Below are 24,157 nucleotides of genomic sequence, written 5' to 3'. Positions count from 1 at the left end.
GTTCTCCTTGGTCTCGTCAGTCCTGCTGCCCGTCGGCCTCGGCGCGCTGGATGGTCTCGGCGATCCGCTTGATCCGCCGCAGCCGGGCGTCCCAGGCCGATCCGACCGACGCCAGCTGGGCGACGGCACGGGCGAGCTGGGCGTCGTCCACCCGGTAGCGCTTCTCCCGGCCGGCCGGCGCCGACTGGACCAGGCCGACCCGGTCCAGGACGCCGAGGTGCTTGGCCACCGCCTGGCGGGTGACCGGCAGCTGCTGGCTCAGCGTGGTCGCGGTGCCGTCGCCGTCGATGAGCAGCAGGTCGAGCAGGCGACGGCGGGTCGGGTCCCCGATCGCGGACCAGAGGTCGTCGTCGACCCGCTCGGCCACCGCCGTGCTCACCGCCGCACCCCGAGCGCCGCGACGTACCGCTCCAGCCGCGGCAGGTAGAAGTCCCAGCCGCTGACGTGGTCCTTGTACTGGTGCTCCAGGACGGCGGCCTCCCAGCCGAGCTCCCGGAAGCCGGTCTCGGTCATCTTCAGCAGCGTCCCGGCGCCCGACGGCGCCAGCTCGAACGTGACCAGCAGCGAGTTCCCCACGGCCGCCGGCTGGTCGGCCGGATGCGTCCACCGGAAGGAGAAGGTGCTCGGCGGCCGCACCTCGAGCACGGTGAACGCCACCACGGTGCCGCCCGTGTCGCGGTCCCCGAAGACGATCTCCCCGGTGGACCCGGGGGCCGGCTCGTAGCTGGCGTCGTCCGGCCACCATTCCTTCAGGTGGTCGGGACTGCTCACCACCTCGAAGACGACCTCGGGCGAGGCGTCGATAAAGATCTCGCGCTCGATGGTTCCCAGCTCCACGTCAACCTCCTGCAACACTTGGTTGCACGTCAGGTTAGCCGGAGGAGCCGACTTACGCAACCATAGGTTGCTTCCAACGAGTGCCGGGGTCGCCGCTGGAGCGATCGCCGAGGGCGACCAGGCAGCCCAGGCCACCCGGCCCGGCCGCGCACCCTCCACGCCTCGCGACTGCCCTACCGACGCCCCCTTCTTCCAGGTCTGGTCACCGAAAAGTCGCCATCGGGCAGTAGCGTCTCCGGCGGCAGACGTACTCATCGGCAGGAAGGGCCAAGGCCCGTGGTCGAGCCAGCCGGTCAGACGGTCGTCGAACGGCCGGACGCCGCGGCCGTTCCCGCCGCGCGCACCGGGCGGTTTCAGGCCGCGACGGAGAGCGTCTCCCGGCGTCTTCCGTTCGGGCTTTCGCGGATCGTCACTCCCAGTATTCTCGGCTTCGCTGTGATCAACGGGTTCACGTTCACCGTCGACCTCAGCCTGCTGACGGTCTTCCGTTCTGGCCTGCACTGGCCGCTTCCCGCCGTGATCACGCTGTCCTACCTGGTGGCCTTCGGGCTGAGCTTCCTGCTGAACCGCCGCTTCAACTTCCGCTCCCACGGTCCGGTCGGCGGGCAGGTCACGCTCTACCTCGTCGCCATCGGCATCAACTACGCGGCGTTCATCCTGGGCGTTACCGACGGCCTCGCCCACCTCGGCGTCGAATACCACATCGCCCGGCTCGCAGGGGGTTCGTGCGAGGCGATCTACATGTACTGCGTCATGCGCTGGGTCGTCTTCCCGGACCGAGGAAGCCCGAGCCCCAGGGGTAACAGCCCGCGGGAAGCCTGACCCCGAAGCCAGTACCGTGACGGCCAGGGTCCGCCCGTCACCTTGATCACCGTTTTCGCCCTCTGGTGTCTACGAAACAGCCCCGGTAACGACCACCGGAGGGCCGAAACAACGATCATGGGGACGCCGAAACGGGTGAACTCTGCCGGAGGCGGAGGCGGCACTAGACACCCAGGACGTCGGTATCGACGGCAGGGCGCGGTGACTCATTCATTACAGCGCATTCGCATTGGTTTTCAGTAGCCCAGCCAGTGGCGAAGGATTGGCCACCACCGGCCGGGCCGGTCAAGCTGGCGGCGGGTACTTATTCGCGGCCCGCGGCCCTTCCGGCGAACTCGAGCAACCGGCGCTCGACCCCGCCGAACCGCCGGGGTAGCCCACGTTCCGACTCACCTCCAACACGCCTCATCGACAACAAACCCAACACCGGCAACAAACTCCCTCATCGGGGTCAAGGACAAGGTCGCGCCGGCCCGAACGGTCGAGGGCTGACAATGCCCGCGCGAAGCGTCGCCAGAGGCCGGCCACCGACACCACGCGGCCCTGCGTCACGCATCGCGACCATTGGCCGCGCCTGCGTCATCCACACACGCCGATCAGCGACTGGTTGTCGACGCGGGTCTCGTCGCGGTCACCGAGCGCGCCGCAAATCATGTAACAAGCAAAATTTCCGACATTGCGGATGGGCATGACTTCACCTAGCATGCGGCGAATGCCGTCTGCGGGTACATGGGGGATGCCGGCGATGTTGCGGAGGATGTACTCGGTTCCCGAGCACATCACGATGGCCGCGCTGGGTGCGGGCCTGATCGGGGCGATCTACCCGACGATCATGGCACACACGGGCGGGCGGGGGCTTTCCTGTCCACTGCGCGCGCTGACCGGCCTGCCGTGTCCGTTCTGCGGGCTGACGACCGCGACGGTCGCGCTGACCCACGGCGAATGGGCTGCTGCCGCGAGCACCAACCCTCTTGTCTATCTCGCGGCGGCATTGGTGACCGCGACGACGCCGATCCTGGCCGCCCGGTTCCTCGGCCTGGCGCCACCGCCACGCCCCTGGTCCGCCGCCGCGCGTGCGCGGACCCGGTACTCGGCCTACGTCGTCGTGGCTCTCAGCTGGCTTTTCCAGCTGCATCGGTACCACTTCAGCTAGGCGGTCGCCAATCCATGCAGGACCGCTCTTCTCAGAAAGGCCGACCGTGACCGGCTACAACCCACCCCCGTCCGAGCCGACTCCGCCGCAGTGGGGCCAGCAGCCCCCGCCCGGCCAGTACCCGCAGTACCCGCAGCCTGGCCAGTACCCGCCGGCCGATCAGTACCAGCAGCCCGGCCAGTACCAGCAGCCCGGTCAGGGCGGCTACTACCAGCCCAACCCGTACCCGCAGCCCGTGCCGGGCTACGGACCCGGCCAGCCGGCGGGGCCGGGCGCCTACGCCAGTTGGGCCCAGCGAGTCGGCGCATACCTCATCGACGTGTTGCCACAGATCGTCGTGTTGGTCCTGTTCGGATCGATCCTCCGCGGGCCGGCGGTGGTGCTCCTGGTCATCCTCTGGCTGGCCTCGCTCGGCTGGATCGTCTACAACCGATGGATCCAGGCCGGCAGGACCGGTCAGTCGCTGGGCCGCAAGACGCTGAACATCCGACTCGTCAGCGAGGTCACCGGCCAGCCGATCGGACCCGCGATGGCGTTCGCCCGCGACCTCTGCCACTTCGTCGACAGCGTCATCTGCTACATCGGCTACCTGTTCCCGCTGTGGGACCCCAAGCGGCAGACGCTCGCCGACAAGATCGTGAAGACGGTCGTCGTGCCCGCCTGATTACCGCGGAGAGCACGCCCCCCGTCCTGGGACCGCGGAGTCCCAGGACGGGTCCAGCTGCCCACTCCGGCCCGCCGCCGGGCCGCGATCCCGCTCACCGCGGTGCGAACCCGGGCGCGCGAGGACCAGAGGCAACTTCTTCCGCGAACTGCTTCCCGAGGCCAGGATGCTCTCCCGCCTCGCGCAGCAGGCCGGCGTCTCCATCGCCCTACTTTTTTCGAACGTCGGGGACGACGACTCGCTCCGACGACTGTTCACCCTCGTCGTCGTCTCCGTCGCCATCGGCAACCTCGACCCACACGCGAAAGACATCTCGCTTGTGCACCGTCCCGATGGATCGATGACCCTCAGTCCCGCGTACGACCTCGTCCCCCAAGCGCACCTGCCCAACGACGGCGAGGTCGCCCTAGCCGTCGCCCAGGTGGGGTGCGGCCACCAGACCGCACCCCACAACTCACTCCAAGAGGTGCCCATCCCTAGTGCTGCGCCCGGCGAAGGTCGGCCCGGCGCGGTGATCGCCGTTTTCGCCCTCGGGTGGTCGCGAATCGGGCCTGGTCGCAACCATTTGAGGGCCAAACTCGCGATCATGATCAAGGTGCGGAGCGGGGCAGACCTGGTCGGGAGCGGCTAGCTGCAGCCGCTGGTGGAGCCGCACTGTTCGCAGACGTAGCAGCTGCCGGCGGGGCGCATGGTCACGCCGCAGGTGAAGCACAACGGGGCGTCGACCGCGGTCTGGGCGAACAGCGACTGGCCGGGGGCGGCGCCGCGTAGTTCCAGTTCGACGAACGCCGGACCGTGGCCGGTGTGCTCACCGGACCTGCCGGCGGCCGGGGACGTGGTCGGGGCGATCTCGGTCTGGGCCGGGTCGGCCAGGTCCGCGTCGGCCGGGCCGCCGTACTGGCCCGAGATCTGGCGGGCCCGCTCGGCGGCGGTCAGGATGCCGAGCTCCGCGCGCTGCTCCTCGGACAGGTAGTCCAGCGCGAGGCGGCGGAACAGGTAGTCCATCAGCGACTGGGCGATCCGGATGTCCGGGTCGTCGGTCATCCCGGCCGGCTCGAACCGCATGTTGATGAACTTCGAGACGTAGGTCTCCAGCGGCACGCCGTACTGCAGCGCGATCGAGATCGCGATCGAGAACGCGTCCATGACGCCGGCCAGCGTCGAGCCCTGCTTGGACATCTTGACGAAGATCTCGCCGAGGCCGTTGTCGGGGTAGGAGCCGGCGGTCATGTAGCCCTCGGCGCCGCCGACGGAGAACGAGACCGTCTGCGACGGGCGGGTCTTCGGCAGCCGCTTGCGGACCGGTCGGTGGACGACCGGGGCCGGCGCCGCGCTGGTGCCGGCGTTCGCGTCGGCGATCGCCTTCGCCTCGTCCACCGAGCGCTTCGCGCCCCGGACGTCGGTGAGCGGCTGACCGACCTTGCAGTTGTCCCGGTAGATCGCCAGCGCCTTCAGGCCGAGCTTCCAGCCCTCGACGTAGATCTCCTCGACCTCCTCGACGGTGGCCGTCTCCGGCATGTTGACCGTCTTGGAGATCGCGCCGGACAGGAACGGCTGCACCGCGGCCATCATCCGGACGTGGCCGATCGGGGCGATGGCCCGCTCGCCGATCGCGCAGTCGAACACCTCGTAGTGCTCGGGGCGCAGCCCGGGGGCGTCGATGACGTGGCCGTGCTCGGCGATGTACTCGACGATCGCCTCGAGCGTCTCCTCCGTGTAGCCCAGGGCCCGCAGCGCGGCCGGCACGGTCTGGTTGACGATCTTCATGCTGGCACCGCCGACGAGCTTCTTCATCTTGACCAGTGCCAGGTCCGGCTCGATGCCGGTGGTGTCGCAGTCCATGGCCAGGCCGATGGTGCCGGTCGGCGCGAGCAGGCTGGCCTGGGCGTTGCGCCAGCCGTCGCGCTCGCCGATCGTGAGGCACTTCGCCCATTCCTGGCCGGCGGCGGCCAGGATGCGCGCGTCCTCGCTGTGCACGCTGCGGACCGCGTCGTTGGCGGCGGCGTGCTTGCGGATGACGCGGCGGTGGCCGTCTGCGTCCCGGGCGTAGCCGTCGTACGGGCCGACGACACCGGCGAGCTCGGCCGAGCGGCGGTACGCCGTGCCGGTCATCAACGAGGTGATCGCGGCGGCGAGCGTCCGGCCCCCCTCGGAGTCATACGCGCGGGCCGAGGCCATCAGCAGCGCGCCGAGGTTGGCGTAGCCGATGCCGAGCTGGCGGTAGGCGCGGGTGACCTCGGTGATCTGGGGCGTCGGGAAGTCGGCGAAGCAGATCGAGATGTCCATCGCGGTGATGATCAGCTCGACGGCGTGGACGAAGCCCTCGACGTCGAAGGTGAGGTCACTGCGCAGGAAGCGCATCAGGTTCAGCGAGGCCAGGTTGCAGCTGGAGTTGTCCAGGTGCATGTACTCCGAGCACGGATTGCTGGCCGAGATCCGACCGGCCTCCGGGGTGGTGTGCCAGTCGTTGATGACGCCGTCGTACTGGATTCCGGGGTCGGCACATTCCCAGGCCGCCGTGGCGATCTTGCGCATGAGGCCGCGGGCGTCGATCGACTCGATCACCCGGTGGTCCATCCGGGCCCGCAGGTCGAACGAGATGCCGTCCTGGACCGCGCGCATGAAGTCGTCGGTGACGCGGACGGAGTTGTTGGCGTTCTGGTACTGGACCGAGGTGATGTCCTTGCCGCCGAGGTCCATGTCGAAACCGGCGTCCCGCAGCGCGCGGACCTTGTCCTCCTCGCGCGCCTTGGTCTCGACGAACTCGACGATGTCGGGGTGGTCGACGTCGAGAACGACCATCTTCGCGGCGCGCCGGGTGGCCCCGCCGGACTTGATGGTCCCCGCCGACGCGTCAGCGCCCCGCATGAAGCTGACCGGCCCCGAAGCCGTTCCGCCCGAGGACAGCAGCTCCTTGGACGAACGAATGCGGGAGAGGTTCAGGCCCGAGCCCGAGCCACCCTTGAAGATCAGGCCTTCCTCGCGGTACCAGTTGAGGATCGACTCCATCGTGTCGTCGACCGCGAGGATGAAGCAGGCGCTCACCTGCTGCGGGGCCGGAGTGCCGACGTTGAACCAGACCGGGCTGTTGAAGCTGAACATCTGGTGCAACAGCATGTAGGTGAGCTCGTGCTCGAAGATCTCCGCGTCCTCGTCGGAGGCGAAGTAGCCGTTGTCCCGGCCGGTCCGCCCGTAGGCGTGCACGACCCGGTCGATCAGCTGACGGAGCGACGACTCACGCTGCGGGCTGCCGACCGCGCCCCGGAAGTACTTGCTCGTGACGATGTTCGACGCGTTGATCGACCAGTTGACCGGGAACTCGACGCCGCGCTGCTCGAAGTTGATCGAGCCGTCCCGCCAGTTCGTCATGACGACGTCCCGCGACTCCCAGGTCACCTGGTCGTACGGGTGCACCCCGGCGGTGGTGTTACGCCGTTCGATCCGCAGGCCTGGCTTGCGGGCAGCTGCCTTGGGGGTGGCGGCCTTGCCGGACCCGGCGGCCTTGCCGGCGTCCGCGGTGGGCTTGCCACCCCCGGCGGCGCCACCCCCGGTGGCCGTTGCACCGGCGGTGCCGGCCTCGCCCGTGGCGGCCTCCCCCGCGGCGGCGGGCTTCCCGGCGGTCGAGGCGGCCTTTCCGTTGGAGCTGGCCTTCTGCTTCGCGCCGCGGGTCTCCGTCATGACACTCCTCAGCTGGTCTCGTGCGCTGCGCCGAACGCGGGCACGCCGAATAGACCGACGGCCTCGCGACCCGCTTGCTGGCCTTCGGAGGGCACAAGCTCTTCGTCCCCTTGAAGGCCCGGATGATGTTGTGGACCTGCTACGCGCTCGCGTTTCCGCGCGTCAGAACTCCGCGCGCCACCGCTGGCGGAGGCGCGTCGTGACGGGTGTGACCGACGGCGTCGCGTCGGTGTAACCGCGGCGGGCCAGGCCCGCCGCGGGCGTTACGGCCGGGCGGGGCCCGCCGCGGGCGACAGGGCCACATCCAGGTCGTCGGCCAGCGCGGCCGGGCTCGCCGGCGCCGCCGGGTCGGCCCGCAGCTCGGAGATCGCCCGCTCGAAGTCGGCGAGCGACTCGAACGCCAGGTAGACCGACGCGAACCGCAGGTAGGCGACCTCGTCGAGCTCTCGCAGCGGACCCAGGATCGCCCGGCCCACGTCCTCGGCGGCGACCTCGGCCGCGCCCGACGAGCGGACCGTGTCCTCGACCCGCTGGGCCAGGATCGCGAGGTCCTCGGCGCTCACCGGCCTGCCCTGGCACGCCTTACGAGCCCCGGCGACCACCTTGGCCCTGCTGAACGGCTCGGCGGCCCCGCTGCGCTTGCGCACCCGCAGCGACGCCTCCTCCATCGTCGTGAAACGCCGGCCACAGGACGGGCATGCCCGCCGCCTCCGGATGGCCGCGCCTTCCTCGGCCTCCCGGCTGTCGACCACTCGGCTGTCGGGATGCCGGCAGAACGGACATCGCACGGCTCCTCCCTTCTTCACGCTCGTCGAGGCGGGCCGCCCGCGCGAGCGCACGGCGATCCATCGACCTGGGATCGTGCCGCACCCTGGACAGGGCTGACGCAGGGCATGGCGACAGCACCCGGGGCCGGTAGCCGCGCGACAGCGCGTCACCGGGGACGGCGAACGAACCTCCGAGCCCTCGCACCGGCCTGTCGGCACCGCCGAGCGCGGTGTCCTTCAAAACTACCAGTGGATGACTTACAGGTGTGTAACTACAAGATGTTGTGTCGCCAGACTAGCGCATGCCCGGTTCGTCGGTGCGCATGCCCCCCTCGCGTGTCGGAATCCACCGCCGCAGGACACGCCGGGCGCAACCTGCTCCGACACCGCCGCTTCGTCCCGTCCTCGCAGGTCAGGAGGGAGGCGACGACACGCTGGTCGGCCGAGGTCCGCGATCCCGCTCCGATCCCAGCCGCCGGAGCCGGCACGAGGACCACCACTCACGGGCCCTGTCCGCGATCACCGTCACGACCCGACAGCTAGACCGCATGCCGTGGATCTTCGGAGGCCAGATGAAGATCCACATGGCCGTGATCCGCGAAGTGGCGGTGGTGGCCACGCTTGGCGCAGTGGGTCGCGCCCCTTCAGACCCCGCGGCCCGTCCTTGATCGCCGTTTTAGCCCTCCCCTGGTCGCGACCAGGCCTCTTCCCCGACCATCCGAGGGCCAAATCCGCGATCACCAGCACCGATGGGCCAGCGTCGGCACGTGGGCTCTCCCCACGGTCCGCGGGGAATGCTCTGTCTCGGCTTCACCGCGCGATTCGGCGCCGGTGGGCAGTCGGGACGGGGGTATCACAACGCCAGCGTCGCCTCACGCCCGCGTTCCTCGCCCGCCGCCGTAAGCCTCGCCGGACACGGCTGGTAGCAGGCCCGACAGTAAACGACTCAGGGCCGCCGCATGGATCAGCCGTTCACTTGCGGATCATCCGCCAACGCGAGATTCCATACCCAAACTGGCGATCATCGGCGGCTGGCCCTCAACCGTGGAGGTCACGATCACGCACCGTCCATCAAGAAAGGGCGCCAATCGCACATCAATCGCCAGAGTTCATACAAACTTCGCGATCATGGTCGACCAGCAGCCCATTACCGGCAGAAGATCGCCATCCGGGTATGACACCCGGCCGACCGGAGACCGCGAAACGCCTGGGTCAGTGGCCGGTGGTGGCGAGGAGCCAGGTCACGCCGAGCCAGATGCCGCTCGCGGCACCCCAGAGCGCCAGGCCCATGACAAAGGCGGCCACGACGCGGCCGCGGGCGGTGAGCCGCAGCGCGGGCGCGGCCTGGGACTCGCGACGGGTTCGGCGGCGCGCCGGCCGGACACCGGCGACGGGATGCTCGGCCGCCGCCGCCCGCGCCAGCGGGCTCTGTACCGGGGCCACGGGCGCTGCCGCGCGCCCAGGGCGCCGGCGCGTCGGCACGGGAAGACTGATCACTTGGGCACCGTCGGGACCTACCGGGGCCGGGCGGCCCGGGATCGTCGTGGCCCCACGCGGGTTCGTCACGCCAACCTCCTAGCGGCCGGGCCAGCGACCCGGCTGCGCTCGTCGAGCGAAGCTCAACCAACTCGGGGGTCCGGGGAGATGTTCCCCGGGCAGACATCGCGGACCACCGACGACGCTAACTCAAGGTCAACATGCGGCGGTGGCCGGTACTGGGGCAGGGTGTCGTTCGAACTGATGGTCGATTCTTACACGCATAAGCCCGGCAAGCTACCCGGACACGCTCGAACGCGTGTTTGAGATTCCGTCGTCGTCCGGCTACGGTCATCACGATCAGGCATGACGCGCGCAGCTTCATCCACACGCCCAGCTTCACCCAGATGTCTCCCAAACGTCGGGTTCCCCGAACGGCGGGGGTCCCCGCAGAACGGGGGTCCCTGAACCGCGGGGGTCCCTGAACCGCGGGGGTCCCTGAACCGCGGGGGTCCCTGAAGCGCCGGGTCCCGGTGACGGGAGTCCCGGCGCAGGCGTCCCCGGACGTCGGGTCCAGTGGGGCGGCGTGGCCGGGCTGCGGCGCCGAAACCTGAGGCGCCCGTTCCGGTCGGGCTCGCCGGCCTCGGTGCCGGTGGGCCGGCCTGTCGGGCGTTCGATCCGGACACGCCGGGAGGCGCTCCGGGTCCCCCGATGTCGAGCCTCGCTCGACGAGCTCGACGAAGGAGAACGGTCGCCATGACCTCGAGGCTAGGAGTGCCCACGCCATGACCACGCAGGGAAGGGGACCGCGCAGGGCCGGTCGCCCGTCCGCCGGCCGCGGCGAAGCCGGTGGGACCGTGCGCGACTTCCCCGACGGGCCCGTCGACGAACAGGGTCTCACCACCCGGCAACGGAAGGTCCTCGAGGTGATCCGTGACGCCGTCGAGCGTCGCGGCTACCCGCCGAGCGTCCGGGAGATCGGCGAAGCGGTAGGGCTGACCAGCACGTCCAGCGTCGCGCACCAGTTGAAGATGCTGGAGGACAAGGGTTTCCTGCGCCGGGACCCAAACCGGCCGCGGGCGATCGAGGTGGTCACCTCCGAGGGCGAGGCGCCGATCCGGCCGCTCCCGAAGACCCGGCCCGACCTCGCCGCGGGCAAGGGCCGGACGCCGCTGCGGGTGCACACCCTCGGTTCGGACGACGACGTGCGCGCGGACGACGACGAGAACGCCCAGCTCACCGCGGCCACCGCCTACCTGCCGTTGGTCGGCCGGATCGCGGCCGGTGGTCCGATCCTGGCCGAGCAGGCCGTCGAGGACGTGCTGCCACTGCCCCGGGAGATCGTGGGCGAGGGCACGCTGTTCCTGCTGCGCGTCGTCGGTGAGTCGATGATCAACGCGGCGATCTGCGACGGGGACCTGGTCGCCGTCCGCCAGCAGCCGGTGGCCGAGAACGGCGAGATCGTCGCCGCGATGATCGACGGCGAGGCGACCGTCAAGCGGTTCCGCCGCCACGACGACGGCCATGTCTGGCTGCAGCCGGAGAACCCCGCGTTCCACGACATCGCCGGCGACGACGCCACCATCCTCGGCCGCGTCGTCGCGGTCATGCGGCGGGTCTAGACCCGACTGAGGCGCGACGGAGCGTCCGGAACAGCGCGGGCACGCGCCACCGGACGCTCCACCGCCAAGCGCCCCGACCGGATGGCTCCGCGTACCGGATCCACCGCGCCACGCCCGGCAGATTGACCGTGATCATGACGGCAGATCGACCGTGACCATGGCGGCAGATCGACCGTCGATCATGAGAGAATCGGCTGGCGGCGTGGTGGCGAGGGACGGCGGTGGTGGCGGTGTCGCAGCTGAGACGTGAGCTTTTCCCCAGGCACGCGGAGGCGTTGGTGTCCGCCGCGCTGGCGGATACGCGCGTCGTCGTCGTGAACGGCGCGCGCCAGGTCGGAAAGAGCACGCTTGCGCGTCTCGCCGTGGACGCACACGGCGAGGCGCGAACCTACTACCTGGACGATGACGCGGTGCGAGCCGCGGCCCTGGCGGATCCTGCCGGCTTCGTCAACGCGGACGGGCTGCTGATGATCGATGAGATCCAGCGAGCCCCGGATCTCCTGCTCGCGATCAAGTCGAAGGTGGATCGAGACCCCCGTCCGGGGCGGTACCTCCTCACCGGGTCCGCGCGCCTGTGGGGAATGAAGGGCATTCCGGACATCCTGCCGGGCCGGTCGGAGACCGTGGAGCTATGGCCGCTCGCCCAGGGCGAGATCGATGGCGGCCCAGACGCGTTCGTCGATGCCGTTTTCGCGCGGGACGAGCCGCTGCTGGCCCCGGGCGCCCTCGATCGGAACGACTATGTCGAGCGGGCGCTGCGCGGCGGTTACCCCGAGGCCGTGCGCCGTGAGGATCTGCGTCGGCGGGCCCGGTTCTTCGAGTCGTACATCTCGGACCTCATCGGACGCGATATTCGCCAGATATCCGAGATCGAACGGACGGCGGAGTTGCGCCAGCTTGTTCAGGCACTGGCGGCAACGGCAGGCGGTCTTCTCGTTCCGAACCGGCTCAGCAACGACCTCGCGGTGCCGGCGACCACCGTCCGCAGACACCTGGCCGCGCTGGAGCTCTCCTACGTCGTTCAGCGGATTCCGGCCTGGTCCAACAACCTGACCACCAGAGCTGTCGCGACACCGAAGATCATATTCGTCGACTCCGGCCTCGCCGGACACCTGACAGGTATGTCGCCGCGGCGGGCGTCTCACCCGACCGCGAACGTCGGCGCGCTGATCGAGAACTTCGTCCTGGGTGAACTGGCCCGACAGCTGACCTGGGCCCAGGAGCCGGTCTCGCTCTTCCACTACCGGGACCGGGACGGCAACGAGGTCGACGCGGTGCTCGAGCGGGCGTCCGGTGAGATCGTCGGGGTCGAGGTGAAGGCCGCCGAGACCGTGCGCACGGAAGACTTCCGCGGCCTGCGCCGGCTGGCCGACCAGATCGGCGACCGCTTCCACGCCGGATATGTGCTCTACGCCGGTCCCGAGGTCCTGCCCTTCGGCCCACGCCTGCGCGCCGTTCCGATCTCGGCTCTCTGGACGGCGCAGGCCGACCTCTGACGGGCTCGCGCCGATCTCGCTCCGGTGGCGAACCGGTCAGGACGTGCGCCGAAACCGGCCCCGCCCGTCCGCCGAGAGGCGGACTAGCGGAGCCGGTCTCGGCACGATCGAATCAGACTCGCGCCGGCGCGCGGTAGGCGCCCAGTTCGGCGGCGAGGGCGGCGGAGACGCGCGCGCGCAGCTCCGTACCGGTGGCGTTGTGCCCCTGGTGGAGCACCTCGCCGGATTCGTGAACGCGGGCGACCAGGTCGCCCCGGTTGTAGGGGACGACGACGTCGACCTCGACCTGCGGGTGCGGGACGCGGGTCGCGAGGGCCTCGACCAGCTCGGCGATCCCCGCCCCGGTCCTGGCCGAGACGCAGACCGCGTCCGGTGCCACCCGCCTGATGGCCGCCACCGTCGTCTTGTCGGCGATGTCGGTCTTGTTGACGATGACCAGCTCGGGCACGTCGCCGGCGTCGATGTCGTTCAGCACCTCGCGCACCGCCGAGAGCTGCCCGACCGGGTCGGCGTGCGAGCCGTCGACCACGTGCAGGATGAGGTCCGCGTCGGCGACCTCCTCCAGCGTGGAGCGGAACGCCTCGACGATCTGGTGTGGCAGGTGGCGCACGAAGCCGACCGTGTCGGTGAGCGTGAACGCCCGGCCGTCGGGCAGGGTCGCGCGGCGCACCGTCGGGTCCAGCGTGGCGAACAGGGCGTCCTCGACCAGCACGCCCGCGCCGGTCAGCCGGTTGAGCAGCGAGGACTTGCCCGCGTTGGTGTAGCCCGCGATCGCGACCGACGGCACCTCGCCGCGTTTGCGGGACGAGCGCTTCGTCTCGCGGACGGTCTCCATCTCGCGCAGCTCCCGGCGCAGCTTGGCGATCCGGGCGCGCAGCCGGCGGCGGTCCGTCTCGATCTTCGTCTCACCGGGGCCGCGGGTACCGATGGGCGCGCGCCCGCCGGAGGCCGCCTGCCGGGACATCGACTCACCCCAGCCGCGCAGGCGCGGCAGCATGTACTGCAGCTGCGCCAGCTCGACCTGTGCCTTGCCCTCCTTGGACGTCGCGTGCTGAGCGAAGATGTCCAGGATCAGCGCGGTCCGGTCGATGACCTTGACCTTGACGACCTCCTCCAGCTGGCGCAGCTGGCCGGGAGTGAGCTCACCGTCGCAGATCACCGTGTCGGCTCCGGCCGCGCGGACGACCTCGGCCAGCTCCTTGGCCTTGCCGGAGCCGACGTAGGTCGCCGTGTCCGGCTTGTCCCGGCGCTGGACCAGCGCGTCGAGCACGACCGAGCCCGCGGTCTCGGCGAGCTGGGCGAGCTCGGCCATCGACGTCTCGGCGTCGACGATCGTGCCGACCGTCCAGACCCCGATCAGGACGACCCGCTCCAGCCGCAGCTGCCGGTATTCGACCTCGGTGACGTCGGTGAGCTCGGTGGCAAGCCCCTGCATCCGGCGCAGCGCGCCGCGCTCCTCGACCGCCAGCTCGTCGCCCGCGTCGTCGTAGAAGCCAAGGCCCGTGAAAGTGATCTCGCCGCTGTCGGCGGCGTCCTCAAGGGCGTTGTCGGTGGCCAGCACCCGGGCCACCGCGTCAGAAGGGTTCCGGTCGCCTCGCGTGGCAGCGGGCCGGCGGACCGGGCTGTTGGGAGTGGATTCAGCTGGAAGACTCATACCGTCCGTTCCAACGCGACGGACCCGCACCCGAATTCCACGCGGTGACCGTTCGCTCCAGTTGTCCAGGATGTACATCCGGGACGGGTGATGCCGAGGGCCCTTTGTGGGCCTTGTTCCCATGCGGCCTGGTTCCGCGGTCTGTTATCGCCTGCTCCGCGGTTCCCGGCCCCCGGCGGTTCGCGCCCCGCCGGAGCGGGAGGTGCTACACATCGCCGGTGCCGGTAGCGTGCCACGCCCAGCCAACCCCCGCGACGGGTTTTCGGTTCTCGGACCACGTCACCGTCACGGACCAGGCCACCGGCACGGATCAGGCCGCCGTCACGGGCCAGGCCATGGCCGAGCGCCGAGCGGATCGTCAGGTGGGACGACCGGCCAGCGCAGGCTCCGCCGAGCCAGCCTGGGCGGCGGCAAGCCAGTCGGAACGCAGCAGGCCCTCGCTGACGAGCACGGCCGGGCCGCGTAGCCGTACCTGATCGCTGTCCCACAGCACCGTGACCCGCCCGCCGGGGACGTCGACCGGGATCACCGTCCCGGGGCCCCGACCGGCCCTGGTCGCCGCGGCGACCGCCACGGCGCAGGCCCCGGTACCGCAGGACAGGGTCTCGCCCACGCCTCGCTCGTAGACCCGCATCCGCACGGCGTCCGGGGCACCGATGACGATCTCGACGTTGGCGCCGGTCGGGTAGGCCGCCGGGGAGACCTGGGGCAGTCGGGTCAGGTCGAGAGCGTTCAGGTCGGCCTCGGCGAGGTCGTCGGCGAAGCAGACCGCGTGCGGGTTGCCCATCGACACGTTTGTGGCCTCGAAGGTCCGGCCGGCGATGGAGACGCGCTCCGCGCCGAGGGGGCCGATCGTCGGGGGCCCCATCTCGACCGTCACGTCGCCCTCATTGGGGACGTCAGCCAGGCGCACCCCCGCGCGCGTCGCGACCGGGATCAGCCCGGCCCGCTCGTAGCCCGCGTCGACGAGGTAGCGGCCGAAGACGCGCAGGCCGTTGCCGCACATCTCGGCGATCGACCCGTCGGCGTTGCGGTAGTCCATGAACCACCGGGCGCCGCCGGCTCCCGCCGGTCGGGCCGTGCGGCTTTCGGCGGGCGCGCGCCGCCCGTCCGGGAGATCCGCGGCCCAGGAATTCCCCAGCCCGGCGGCCGACGGCTCGGCCGCGGTGAGCACGACCCGCAGCACGCCGTCGGCGCCGATGCCGAACCGCCGGTCGCACAGCGCACGCACCAGGCGCGGGGTCAGCTCCAGCTCACCGTCCGGGTCCGGCACGATCACGAAGTCGTTCCCGGTCCCCTGCCCCTTGACAAACCGCACCCCGCGATCGTACGGGGCCGCCCCTCGGCCCGCCGCTGCTGCCCGTCCGGTGGGAGGGGCCATGCACCCCCGATCCGTCGTACCGTGATAGTTATACCGGTACTTCGTGGGAGTCGCCGGACGTGGGCGGCACCCCGCGTAGTCCTCACGGTGCGTCCCAGCGCGAACGGCCGGCAAGGCCGAGAACAGGTGGGCTTTGGCATGGTCGAGCTGAAATCGGCAGAGGCGATCGGGGCGATGCGGGCGGCCGGCCAGGTCGTCGCCCAGGCCCTCGCGGCGGTCCGAGAGGCGGCGCAGGTCGGCACGAGCCTCCTGGAGCTGGACGAGGTCGCCGCCACGGTGATCGCGCGGGCCGGCGCGACGTCGACGTTCAAGGACTACCGGCCGGCCTTCGCGCCGACCCCTTTCCCGGCGGTGACCTGCGTGTCCGTCAACGACGTGATCGTGCACGGCATCCCCGACGGCTACCGGCTGCGTGACGGCGACCTGGTCAGCGTCGACTGCGGCGCCGAGCTGGCCGGCTGGACGGGCGACGCCGCGACGAGCTTCATCGTGGGCACGGCCCGGCCGGCCGACCTGCGTCTGATCGCGGCGGCCGAGGAGGCCCTCGCCGCCGGGATCGCCGCGGCCCGCCCGGGCGGCCGGATGGGCGACATCTCGCACGCGGTCGGCACGGTCTGTCGCCGGGAGCGTTTCGGCATCCTGGACGGCTACGGCGGCCACGGCATCGGCCGGCGGATGCACGAGGACCCGCACGTCCCCAACGACGGACCGTCCGGGCGCGGCTTCCCGCTGCGTCCCGGCCTCGTGCTCGCGATCGAGCCGATGCTGCTCGCCGGGGGCCGCGACAGCCACCACACGGCCGCCGACGGCTGGTCGCTGCGCACCACCGACGGGAGCCGGGCCGCCCACGTCGAGCACACGGTGGCCATCACCCCGGACGGCCCACGCATCCTCACCCTCCTCTGACCGGATTCGGCCCGAGGGGGTCGGCGTCAGCCGGTGGGCGCCATGTGGGCGGTGGCTGTCCTGCTGGGGGTGCCGGCCTGGTGGGGGGTGTCGTCCTGGTGCGGGGTGTCGTCCTGGTGCGGGGTGCGGGGCTCGTCGGGACGGCCGCGGCCGAGGGCCAGCAGGCGAGCCTCGTCCACCCCGAGGGGCGGGCAGAAGACGGGGCCGGTCGCGCGGTCGCAGCCGAGGCTGATGAGGCGCGCGGCGAAGCGAGCGGTGTCGACCCCGTCAGCGAGGACCACGGTCCGGCGGCGTCGGGCAAGGGTCACCATCGCGGCGAAGACGGCCTCGCCCTCCAGATCACGCAGCGTGGCGCGCAGGAAACGGTCGTCCAGCCGGACCAGGTCGAGGGGCAGCAGGTCGAGGGTGGCCGGCGAGCCGATCCAGCGGCCGAACGCGCGCACGGCGACGGCCACGCCGCTGTCCCGCAGGCGGTCGAGGGTGCGCGGGAGCGACGGGTCCGCGCGCCCCAGCGTCTCCTCGGTGAAGGCGAGACCGACGGCGCCGGGCGGCAGCGCGCCGCGGTCGCGGACCATGGTGACGATCTCGGCGGCGAACCGCGGCTGGGCGAGCTGTCGCGAGCCGATGTGCAGCCAGAGCCGGGGCGGACGGACTGCGCCGCCGGTGGCCATCCGGTGCCACGTGCGGCACTCGGTGACGGCGGCGCGCAGCGCCCACTGGTCGAGCTGGTCGGCGAGCCCGGCGAACTGGGCGATCGCCCGGACGTCGGCGGCGTCCAGCAGGCCGCGGTCGGCGTGCGCCCACTGCAGGCGGGCGGTCATGCCGGGCACCGACCCGGTCCGCAGGTCCACCTCGGGTTCGAAGGTGAACCGGAGCGTGCCGTCGTCGAAGGCGGCGTAGAGAGCATGGATGAGCGCAAGGTCGAGCTGGGTCACGCGGCCACTCCCGGACGCCGGGATGGACCGGCCGCGCCCCCGCTGGCGCACATCAGCGGCGAGACTTCCGGTCACACGTCACGGGCCGCGCGGCGCGCGACGGTGCTGAAGCCGCGCGCCCGCGGGCCCTTCCAGTTTCACAGCGAGCCCACCAGACGGCGGACGGTGCCGGCATCGGGCTGGTCGAGCCAGCTTATCCGTGGATCACGGCGGAACCATGACCTTTGGCGACGCGCGAACCGCCGCGTCGCCGTCACGGTCGCGGAGCGGGCGTCCTCCTGCGACGCGAACTCACCCTGCAGCCAGCCCAGCACCTGCGCGTAGCCGAGCGCGCGCGACGCGGTCCGGCCCGTCGAGAGGCCGACCTTGTCCAGCTCCCGGACCTCCTCGACAAGGCCGGCGGCCCACATCCGGTCGACGCGCGTCGTGATCCGGTCGTCCAGGTCGGCCCGGTCGACGCCGATGACGGCCACGTCGTAGTGCGAGCGGTGCTCCGGCAGCCGCGCGACGAACCCGCCGGTCAGCGCGACGACCTCGAGGGCCCGCACGATCCGCCGGCCGTTCGACGGCAGGATCGCCGTCGCGGCCTCCGGGGCCGCGGCGGCCAGCTCGGCGTGCAGCGCCTCGGGGCCGATCTCGGCGAGCCGCGCCTCCAGGCCCGCGCGGATCGCCGGATCCGTGCCGGGGAACTCCAGCTCGTCGAGCACGGCCCGGACGTAGAGCCCGGAACCGCCGACGAGCACCGGGAGCCGGCCCTCGGCCAGCAGACGGTCGACGATCGCCCGGGCGTCTCGTTGGTAGCTGGCGACGTCGGCCGTCCTGGTGACGTCCCAGATGTCGAGCAGATGGTGCGGGATTCCGCGTCGCTCCTCGATCGGGACCTTGGCGGTCCCGATGTCCATGCCCCGGTAGAGCTGCATCGAGTCGGCGTTGATGATCTCGGCGGCGCCGTCCCCCAGCGAGGCGACGAGGTCCAGGGCCAGGTCGCTCTTCCCGGCCGCGGTGGGCCCGACGATCGCGACCACCCGGCCACGAGGTTGGCGCTGCCCGTCAGCGTCGTCCCGCACCGTCACCGCCCTTTCAGGATGCCGTCAAGCCTGCCACGGAGACCGCGCCGAGGCCCGTCCGCGGCGACCGACATGACCGTCGGCAACGGCCGGGCGGGTGCTCGTCCGGGCCCGGTCCGCCGCCTCGTGTGGGTTGTCGCCGCCGTTCAGGCCGCGGCCTCGGCCTCGGCCTCGCGGATGAAGGCGACGAGCACCTCGACGGTGCCGGTCGGATTCTGCAACGCGGGCGAGTGCATCGCGGCGGGGATGACGGCGTGGCGGGCCCCCAGCCGGACGGCCATGTCGGCCTGCTGCGCCGGCAGCCACGCGTCGTCGTCGACCCCGTGGGTGACCAGGAGCGGAATGCCGTGCGCCGCCGCGGCGGCCGTCGCGGCGGCGACCCGGTCCGGCTCGCCGAGCAGCGCCTTCGCCATGACCAGCATGCCGCGCTCGGAGCTACCGAAGAAGCGGCGCCGCAGGAAGTCGGCCTCCGCCGCCGAGCGGACCGTGGGGTCGAGCGCCCGGGTCCCGGCCCACACCGCGTCGAGGCCGCCCTGTGCGTAGAGCGCGTACATCGCGCGCAGCGCGAGGCCTCGCGGCCCGCCGATCGCGGCCGGTCCGGAGCCGAAGAAGGTGACCGACGCCAGTAGCCCGGGGTCCGCCAGCAGCGTGGCCCGCGCGACGAGGCCACCGAACGAGTGGCCGACGAGGTGGACCTGGCCGCCAAGCTCCCGGGCGGCCAGGGCGACGTCAGAGGCGAGACCATCCAGGGAGAACTGGCTGTCGGGCCCGTCGGGGTCGCCCTTCGATTCGTACTGGCCGCGCAGGTCGACCGCGACCGCGCGCAGCCCTGCGGTGGCCAGCAGCGGCAGGATGGGGAGGAAGTCCTCCTTGCTGCCGGTGAAGCCGGGCAGCATCAGCACGGCCGCGCCATCCGCGGGTCCGGCGACGAGCGCGGCGAGACCTCCCACGGTCGCGCCTCGCGGCTCGTCCAACCTGTCAACGGCGCTCGTCACCCGACACCCCCCGGTTCCCACACGCAGACGAAATACCCGACGCCAAACGGGGCGTCCGCGTACAAAACGTCCGCCCCCCACGTGGGCGTTCCGCTGGGCCGCGCACCGACGGCGCCGGCGAGCACCTGCCAGGAGGCGCGCCCGGCGACCAGCAGATCGGCGGACAGGCCCGGATCCAGGGCGAGCAGCGCGTCGAGATCGACCGTCGCCAGCGCGCGTTCGACGACCGCGTCGTAGGGCTCGGCCCGCTCGTCCAGGGCGCCGGGGGCCTTGGGCGTCCGGCGGGCGCTGCCATCGCCCATCACGAGCAGCGCGACCCGGCCGGGTCCCGCGACCAGGTCGGCGCCCCGCGCGACAGCCTGTGCGGCCTCGGCTTTCGGTGAGACCCCCAGCCCCCAGCGGGCGACGTCCCAGCCGGTCTCGGCCAGCAGCCAGGCACCGACCGCGAGCGAGAGCGGCAGCCTGGGGACGTCGGTCGCTCCGCCCTCCCCCACGGCGTCGGGGACTCCACCGAGAACGGGCATCCCAGCGAGCGGCGCGGGCCCGAGCGGGACCTGGTAGTCGACGCCAAAGCCGCGGAAGTCGCCTACCGCCGCCGGCGGATAGGTGTGGAAGCCGGCCGCGAGGGCGTCCGGGTCGTCGCCGACGACCACCACGACATCCGGGTTCGCGGCGCGCAGCCGACGGACGGCCGCCAACGCGGGCTCACGGGCGGCGACCAGCTCACCGGCACCGACCCGGGGCACCAGCAGCGGAGGATGCGGGCAGACCGCCGCGACGACGAGCGCCACCCCGCTACCGCGCCGGAGCAGGCGTCGGGACGGAGACCAGCGTCAGGGCTGAGGCAGGGCTCGGTGCGGGCGCCGCGCAGCCGCAGGCCTGGCCATCGCCGTGCGGATGGGTCTCGTCGTGCGTCTCGTCAGGCGCCTGTGTGCCGGCCACGGCCGCACCGATGCCGGGCATGCCCAGGCTGACCGACTGGCGGGCCGTGCCCGCGGGCGCCGCCCGGTCGGCCGCCCAGAGGTCCCCGGCGCGGGTGGCCCGCGCGGCGAGCGGCGCACCCGCGGCGACCAGGTAGTGCGGCGCTCCGTAGGTGATCGCGGTGGTGACGACGTCGCCGGGGCGCAGCCGGGCCAGTTCCGCGAGCACCGCCGCCTCTTCGGCCGGCGAGGTGTGCACGCCCGAGCGGGCGGAGGCGTTGGCGTCCGGCCCGAGGTGGACGAGCCGCCCGTCGCGGGCACGGCCGGAACGGCGACCGGTGGACTCGTCCTTGCGGCCCTCCCCCTCGGCCAGCAGGACCTCGACGGTCCGGCCGACCTGGGCCCTGTTCTCCGCCAGCGAGACCTCGTCCTGGAGGGCGACCAGGCGGCCATAGCGCTCAGCCACGACGGCCGGCGGGACCTGCTCGTCCATGGTGGCGGCGGGGGTGCCGGGCCGGGGCGAGTACTGGAACGTGAAGGCACCGGAGAACCGGGCCTGGCCCACGACGTCGAGGGTGTCCAGGAAGTCCCGCTCGGTCTCGCCCGGGAAGCCGACGATGATGTCGGTCGTGATCGCGGCGTCGGGCAGGGCGGCCCGGACCCGTTCGACGATGCCGAGGTAGCGGTCCCGGCGATACGACCGTCGCATCCGGCGCAGCACCTCGTCGGAGCCCGACTGCATCGGCATGTGCAGGCTGGGGCAGACGTTCGGGGTCTCGGCCATCGCGGCGATCACGTCGTCGGTGAAGTCACGTGGGTGCGGAGAGGTGAACCGCACGCGCTCGAGACCCTCGATCCGACCGCAGGCGCGCAGCAGCTTGGCGAAGGCACCCGGGTCCCCGAAGGAACGGCCATAGGAGTTGACGTTCTGGCCGAGCAGGGTGACCTCGACGGCGCCGTCGGCGACCAGCGCCTCGACCTCGGCGAGCACGTCGCCGGGCCGGCGGTCGCGCTCCTTGCCGCGCAGGCTCGGGACGATGCAGAAGGTACAGGTGTTGTCGCAGCCGACGCTGATGCTCACCCAGGCGGACGCGTGACTGGCCCGGCGGGCCGGCAGCGTGCTGGGGAAGACCTCAAGAGCCTCGGCGATCTCGACCTGGGCCTCGGCGTTGTGCCGGGCCCGCTCCAGCAGCACCGGCAGGCGATGCAGGTTGTGGGTGCCGAAGACCACGTCCACCCACGGGGCCTTACGGGTGATCGTGCCGCGGTCCTTCTGCGCGAGGCAGCCACCGACGGCGATCTGCATGCCCGGATTGTCGCGTTTGGTCGGATACAGGTGGCCGAGGTTGCCGTAGAGGCGGTTGTCGGCGTTCTCCCGGACGGCGCAGGTGTTGAACACGACGAGGTCCGGCGTCTCGCCGGCGTCCACCGGGACATAGCCGGCGGATTCCAACAGCCCGGAGATCCGCTCGGAATCATGCACGTTCATCTGGCACCCGAACGTGCGCACCTGGTAGCTACGGCCCATCACTCACCCAGGTTACGGCGATGGCCGGGTGGCTCAACGGGCGGTTTCGATGGCGCGGGTCTCGCGGACGACCGTGACCCGGATCTGACCCGGGTAGGTGAGCTCGTCCTCGATCTGGCGTGCGACGTCACGGGCGAGCAGATGGGCCGCGGTGTCGTCGACCTCCTCGGGGACGACCATCACCCGGACCTCCCGGCCGGCCTGCATGGCGAACACCCGCTCGACGCCGGGGCGCTCGGCTGCTATCTGCTCGATCCGCTCCAGCCGGCGCACGTAGGACTCGAGGCTCTCGCGGCGGGCGCCGGGGCGGCCGCCGGAGATCGCGTCGGCCGCCTGGGTGAGCACCGCCTCGACCGAACGCGGCTCGACCTCGTTGTGATGGGCCTCGATGGCGTGGACGACGTCCTCGTGCTCGCCGTAGCGGCGGGCGATCTCGGCGCCCACCAGGGCATGCGAGCCCTCGACCTCGTGGGTGAGCGCCTTGCCGAGGTCGTGCAGCAGGGTGCCCCGCTTGGCGATCAGAGCCGGCAGCCGCAGCTCGGCGGCCATCAGCCCGGCCAGGTGGGCGGACTCGACCAGATGGCCCAGCACGTTCTGGCCATAGCTGGTGCGGTAGCGCAGCCGGCCCAGCAGCACGACCAGCTCCGGGTGCATCTCGCCGATGCCGACCTCGACCAGGGCGTCCTTGCCGGCGCGCACGCAGCGTTCCTCGACCTCGCGCTGGGCCCGCTCGTACTCCTCCTCGATCCGCTGCGGATGGATCCGCCCGTCCGCGACCAGCGCGGACAGGGTGATCCGGCCGACCTCGCGGCGGACCGGGTCGAAGCAGCTGAGCAGCACCGCCTCGGGGGTGTCGTCGATGAGCACGTTCACGCCGGTGACCGACTCGAAGGCGCGGATGTTGCGGCCCTCGCGCCCGATGATGCGGCCCTTCATCTCGTCGCCCGGCAGATGCAGGACGGAGACCACCGACTCGGCGGTCTGCTCGGCGGCGACTCGCTGGATCGCGATGGTGACGATGCGGCGGGCCCGCTCCTGGGCCTCGTCCTCGGCCCGGGCCTCGATCTCGCGGGCCAGCGTCGCGGCCTCCAGCCTGGCGTGCTGCTCGACGACCGACAACAGCTCGGTCTTCGCCTCGGACGACGTCATGCCGGCGGCCTGTTCGAGCGCGGCGACCCGGCGGGCGTCGAGGTCGTCGGCCTCCCTGGCCCGACGGGCGAGGGCCGCGTCCCGCTCGGCGAGTTCGCGGTCACGGGACTCGATCCGGCGGGTCTGGTCCTCGAGGGTGGCCAGGCGTTCCTCGATCCGGGCCTCGCGCTGGGTGAGCCGGCTGTCCCACTCGCGCAGCTCGGCCCGGCGGCCGCGCAGCTCGGCCAGCGCCTTGTCGCGTTCCTCCTGCGCCTCGCGGCGGGCCGCTTCGGCCCGTTCGCGGTCGGCCTCGGCGAGCTTGCGGGCCAAGGCCTGAGCCTGTTCGCGGGACGTGGCTTCGGCATGTTCTCGGGCGACGGCGGTGGCGTGCTCCCGGGCGACCGTCTCGGCGTGGGCGACGGCCTCCGCCTGCGCGGCGCGCAGAGCCGCTGCCGCGTCTGAGTCGGCCACCGGTGATGGCCGCGGACCCGGCTCGGCCCCGGCACGCGAGCCCGCCCGCAACAGCCGCAGCACGACCAGGGCGAGGGCGACGATGGCGACCAACACCACCGCGACGAGTGCCACGAGCACGCCGATCAACGCTGCTCCTCCCGATCCGGGTCGTGGAGCAGGAGCCCCACCGACTCCACGCGGAGCCCGCGGGAAAGCTGCTCCCGGGCACACGTCCAGCCCATCGGGAGCCAGCCAGCGGCCAGCGAACTGCAGACGCCGGCGAACTGCAGAAGCCGACCCTGTCAGGTCCCGTCGAACGGACCGGAGCGGCGAGTAGCCCACGCGAGACGGCGGCATTTTCGCCAGGTCGGAGAAAACGCCGTGACGCCTTCTCGACACCGTCGGCATTCACCCGGTGTCGGTCTCCAGGTGCGTGGAAACGCTCTCCCGCGCGCGACCGACGAGGTCGGCAGCGCCAAGGAGCACTGGGTGTTGCCTACATATGCACTTGAGCCAACTATCGCGACCGCGTTGTCCGCGGGAGTCCTCGCGCCGTTGCTGAGCGTAGATCGACCAGTTTTGCCGGGTCAAGAAATACCGGTCAGCACAGATCGTTGGTCTCTAGCCGCCAGGTCAATGGCCATCCGGCGCTGTGGCTGCTTCTTGCCCGGTTGT

20 protein-coding genes are annotated in these 24,157 nt (G+C 71.7%); 7 read left to right on the top strand and 13 right to left on the bottom strand.

Features of this window, described 5'->3' with window-relative positions:
- Positions 1-16 precede the first annotated feature (16 nt).
- Entirely contained in the window at positions 17-379 is a 363-nt protein-coding gene (locus tag FRAEUI1C_RS05805) for an ArsR/SmtB family transcription factor (RefSeq protein WP_013422353.1), read from the bottom strand.
- Complete coding sequence (locus tag FRAEUI1C_RS05800) at positions 376-837, bottom strand: SRPBCC family protein (protein ID WP_013422352.1); 462 nt, start codon at positions 835-837, stop codon at positions 376-378. Before FRAEUI1C_RS05800 ends, FRAEUI1C_RS05805 begins: the two co-directional genes overlap by 4 nt.
- 276 nt (positions 838-1,113) lie before the next feature.
- On the opposite strand from FRAEUI1C_RS05800, the gene FRAEUI1C_RS05795 reads away from it, so the two are divergent.
- From FRAEUI1C_RS05795 to FRAEUI1C_RS40765, 4 genes are all read left to right on the top strand, one after another.
- Complete coding sequence (locus FRAEUI1C_RS05795; RefSeq protein WP_013422351.1) at positions 1,114-1,659, top strand: GtrA family protein; 546 nt, start codon at positions 1,114-1,116, stop codon at positions 1,657-1,659.
- A gap of 757 nt (positions 1,660-2,416) precedes the next feature.
- Complete coding sequence (locus FRAEUI1C_RS05790) at positions 2,417-2,812, top strand: DUF2752 domain-containing protein (protein WP_041258913.1); 396 nt, start codon at positions 2,417-2,419, stop codon at positions 2,810-2,812.
- Positions 2,813-2,858: 46 nt separating this feature from the next.
- Positions 2,859-3,476, top strand: coding sequence for an RDD family protein (locus FRAEUI1C_RS05785; RefSeq protein WP_013422348.1), 618 nt, complete (start codon positions 2,859-2,861; stop codon positions 3,474-3,476).
- Positions 3,477-3,642: 166 nt separating this feature from the next.
- Complete coding sequence (locus tag FRAEUI1C_RS40765) at positions 3,643-4,107, top strand: HipA domain-containing protein (RefSeq protein ID WP_049806829.1); 465 nt, start codon at positions 3,643-3,645, stop codon at positions 4,105-4,107.
- Here the strand turns inward: FRAEUI1C_RS40765 and FRAEUI1C_RS05775 are convergent.
- The 3 genes from FRAEUI1C_RS05775 to FRAEUI1C_RS05765 all read right to left on the bottom strand — a co-directional run bounded on the left by FRAEUI1C_RS05775 (position 4,104) and on the right by FRAEUI1C_RS05765 (position 9,418).
- Positions 4,104-7,154: a vitamin B12-dependent ribonucleotide reductase gene (locus FRAEUI1C_RS05775; protein WP_013422347.1), complete on the bottom strand. Its 3,051-nt coding sequence runs from the start codon at positions 7,152-7,154 to the stop codon at positions 4,104-4,106. The two genes, FRAEUI1C_RS40765 and FRAEUI1C_RS05775, sit on opposite strands and share 4 nt — an antisense overlap.
- A 263-nt stretch (positions 7,155-7,417) precedes the next feature.
- Positions 7,418-7,906 carry an ATP cone domain-containing protein gene (locus FRAEUI1C_RS05770; protein ID WP_232425480.1) on the bottom strand — a complete coding sequence of 163 codons (489 nt, stop codon included), beginning with the start codon at positions 7,904-7,906 and terminating at the stop codon, positions 7,418-7,420.
- 1,227 nt (positions 7,907-9,133) lie between these two features.
- Complete coding sequence (locus FRAEUI1C_RS05765; protein ID WP_232425311.1) at positions 9,134-9,418, bottom strand: hypothetical protein; 285 nt, start codon at positions 9,416-9,418, stop codon at positions 9,134-9,136.
- Positions 9,419-10,182: 764 nt separating this feature from the next.
- Between FRAEUI1C_RS05765 and lexA the strand changes: the two genes are divergently transcribed.
- Together lexA and FRAEUI1C_RS05755 are read left to right on the top strand one after the other, a co-directional pair.
- A complete protein-coding gene (gene lexA / locus FRAEUI1C_RS05760) occupies positions 10,183-11,019 on the top strand; it encodes a transcriptional repressor LexA (protein ID WP_013422344.1) in 837 nt (278 codons plus the stop codon).
- A 230-nt stretch (positions 11,020-11,249) separates the two neighbouring features.
- Entirely contained in the window at positions 11,250-12,515 is a 1,266-nt protein-coding gene (locus tag FRAEUI1C_RS05755; RefSeq protein WP_232425310.1) for an ATP-binding protein, read from the top strand.
- Between the two features lie 112 nt (positions 12,516-12,627).
- Here the strand turns inward: FRAEUI1C_RS05755 and hflX are convergent, their stop codons facing one another.
- Entirely contained in the window at positions 12,628-14,076 is a 1,449-nt protein-coding gene (gene hflX, locus FRAEUI1C_RS05750) for a GTPase HflX (protein ID WP_013422342.1), read from the bottom strand.
- A gap of 451 nt (positions 14,077-14,527) precedes the next feature.
- Complete coding sequence (gene dapF / locus FRAEUI1C_RS05745) at positions 14,528-15,487, bottom strand: diaminopimelate epimerase (protein ID WP_041258909.1); 960 nt, start codon at positions 15,485-15,487, stop codon at positions 14,528-14,530.
- A 201-nt stretch (positions 15,488-15,688) separates the two neighbouring features.
- Between dapF and map the strand changes: the two genes are divergently transcribed.
- Positions 15,689-16,456, top strand: coding sequence for a type I methionyl aminopeptidase (gene map, locus FRAEUI1C_RS05740; protein ID WP_013422340.1), 768 nt, complete (start codon positions 15,689-15,691; stop codon positions 16,454-16,456).
- A 26-nt stretch (positions 16,457-16,482) separates the two neighbouring features.
- Here the strand turns inward: map and FRAEUI1C_RS05735 are convergent, their stop codons facing one another.
- The 6 genes from FRAEUI1C_RS05735 to rny form a co-directional block, all read right to left on the bottom strand.
- Entirely contained in the window at positions 16,483-17,391 is a 909-nt protein-coding gene (locus tag FRAEUI1C_RS05735; protein ID WP_013422339.1) for an EAL domain-containing protein, read from the bottom strand.
- 137 nt (positions 17,392-17,528) lie between these two features.
- Positions 17,529-18,458 (bottom strand): tRNA (adenosine(37)-N6)-dimethylallyltransferase MiaA, encoded by a 930-nt coding sequence (gene miaA, locus FRAEUI1C_RS05730; protein WP_013422338.1) that lies wholly within the window; start codon positions 18,456-18,458, stop codon positions 17,529-17,531.
- Positions 18,459-18,604: 146 nt separating this feature from the next.
- Positions 18,605-19,408: an alpha/beta fold hydrolase gene (locus tag FRAEUI1C_RS05725; protein WP_013422337.1), complete on the bottom strand. Its 804-nt coding sequence runs from the start codon at positions 19,406-19,408 to the stop codon at positions 18,605-18,607.
- A gap of 41 nt (positions 19,409-19,449) precedes the next feature.
- Positions 19,450-20,244 carry a class III extradiol dioxygenase subunit B-like domain-containing protein gene (locus FRAEUI1C_RS05720; protein WP_013422336.1) on the bottom strand — a complete coding sequence of 265 codons (795 nt, stop codon included), beginning with the start codon at positions 20,242-20,244 and terminating at the stop codon, positions 19,450-19,452.
- A gap of 4 nt (positions 20,245-20,248) precedes the next feature.
- Positions 20,249-21,862, bottom strand: coding sequence for a tRNA (N6-isopentenyl adenosine(37)-C2)-methylthiotransferase MiaB (gene miaB / locus FRAEUI1C_RS05715; RefSeq protein ID WP_049807119.1), 1,614 nt, complete (start codon positions 21,860-21,862; stop codon positions 20,249-20,251).
- Between the two features lie 72 nt (positions 21,863-21,934).
- On the bottom strand, positions 21,935-23,629 hold the full coding sequence (gene rny / locus FRAEUI1C_RS05710) for a ribonuclease Y (protein ID WP_013422334.1): 1,695 nt from the start codon (positions 23,627-23,629) through the stop codon (positions 21,935-21,937).
- Positions 23,630-24,157: the final 528 nt, after the last annotated feature.

It is taken from the genome of Pseudofrankia inefficax, assembly GCF_000166135.1.
In the GTDB taxonomy this organism is placed as follows: Bacteria; Actinomycetota; Actinomycetes; order Frankiales; family Frankiaceae; genus Pseudofrankia; species Pseudofrankia inefficax.
The sequence above is the reverse complement of the archived record's forward strand: the minus strand, read 5'-3'. Positions and strand labels throughout refer to the sequence as shown.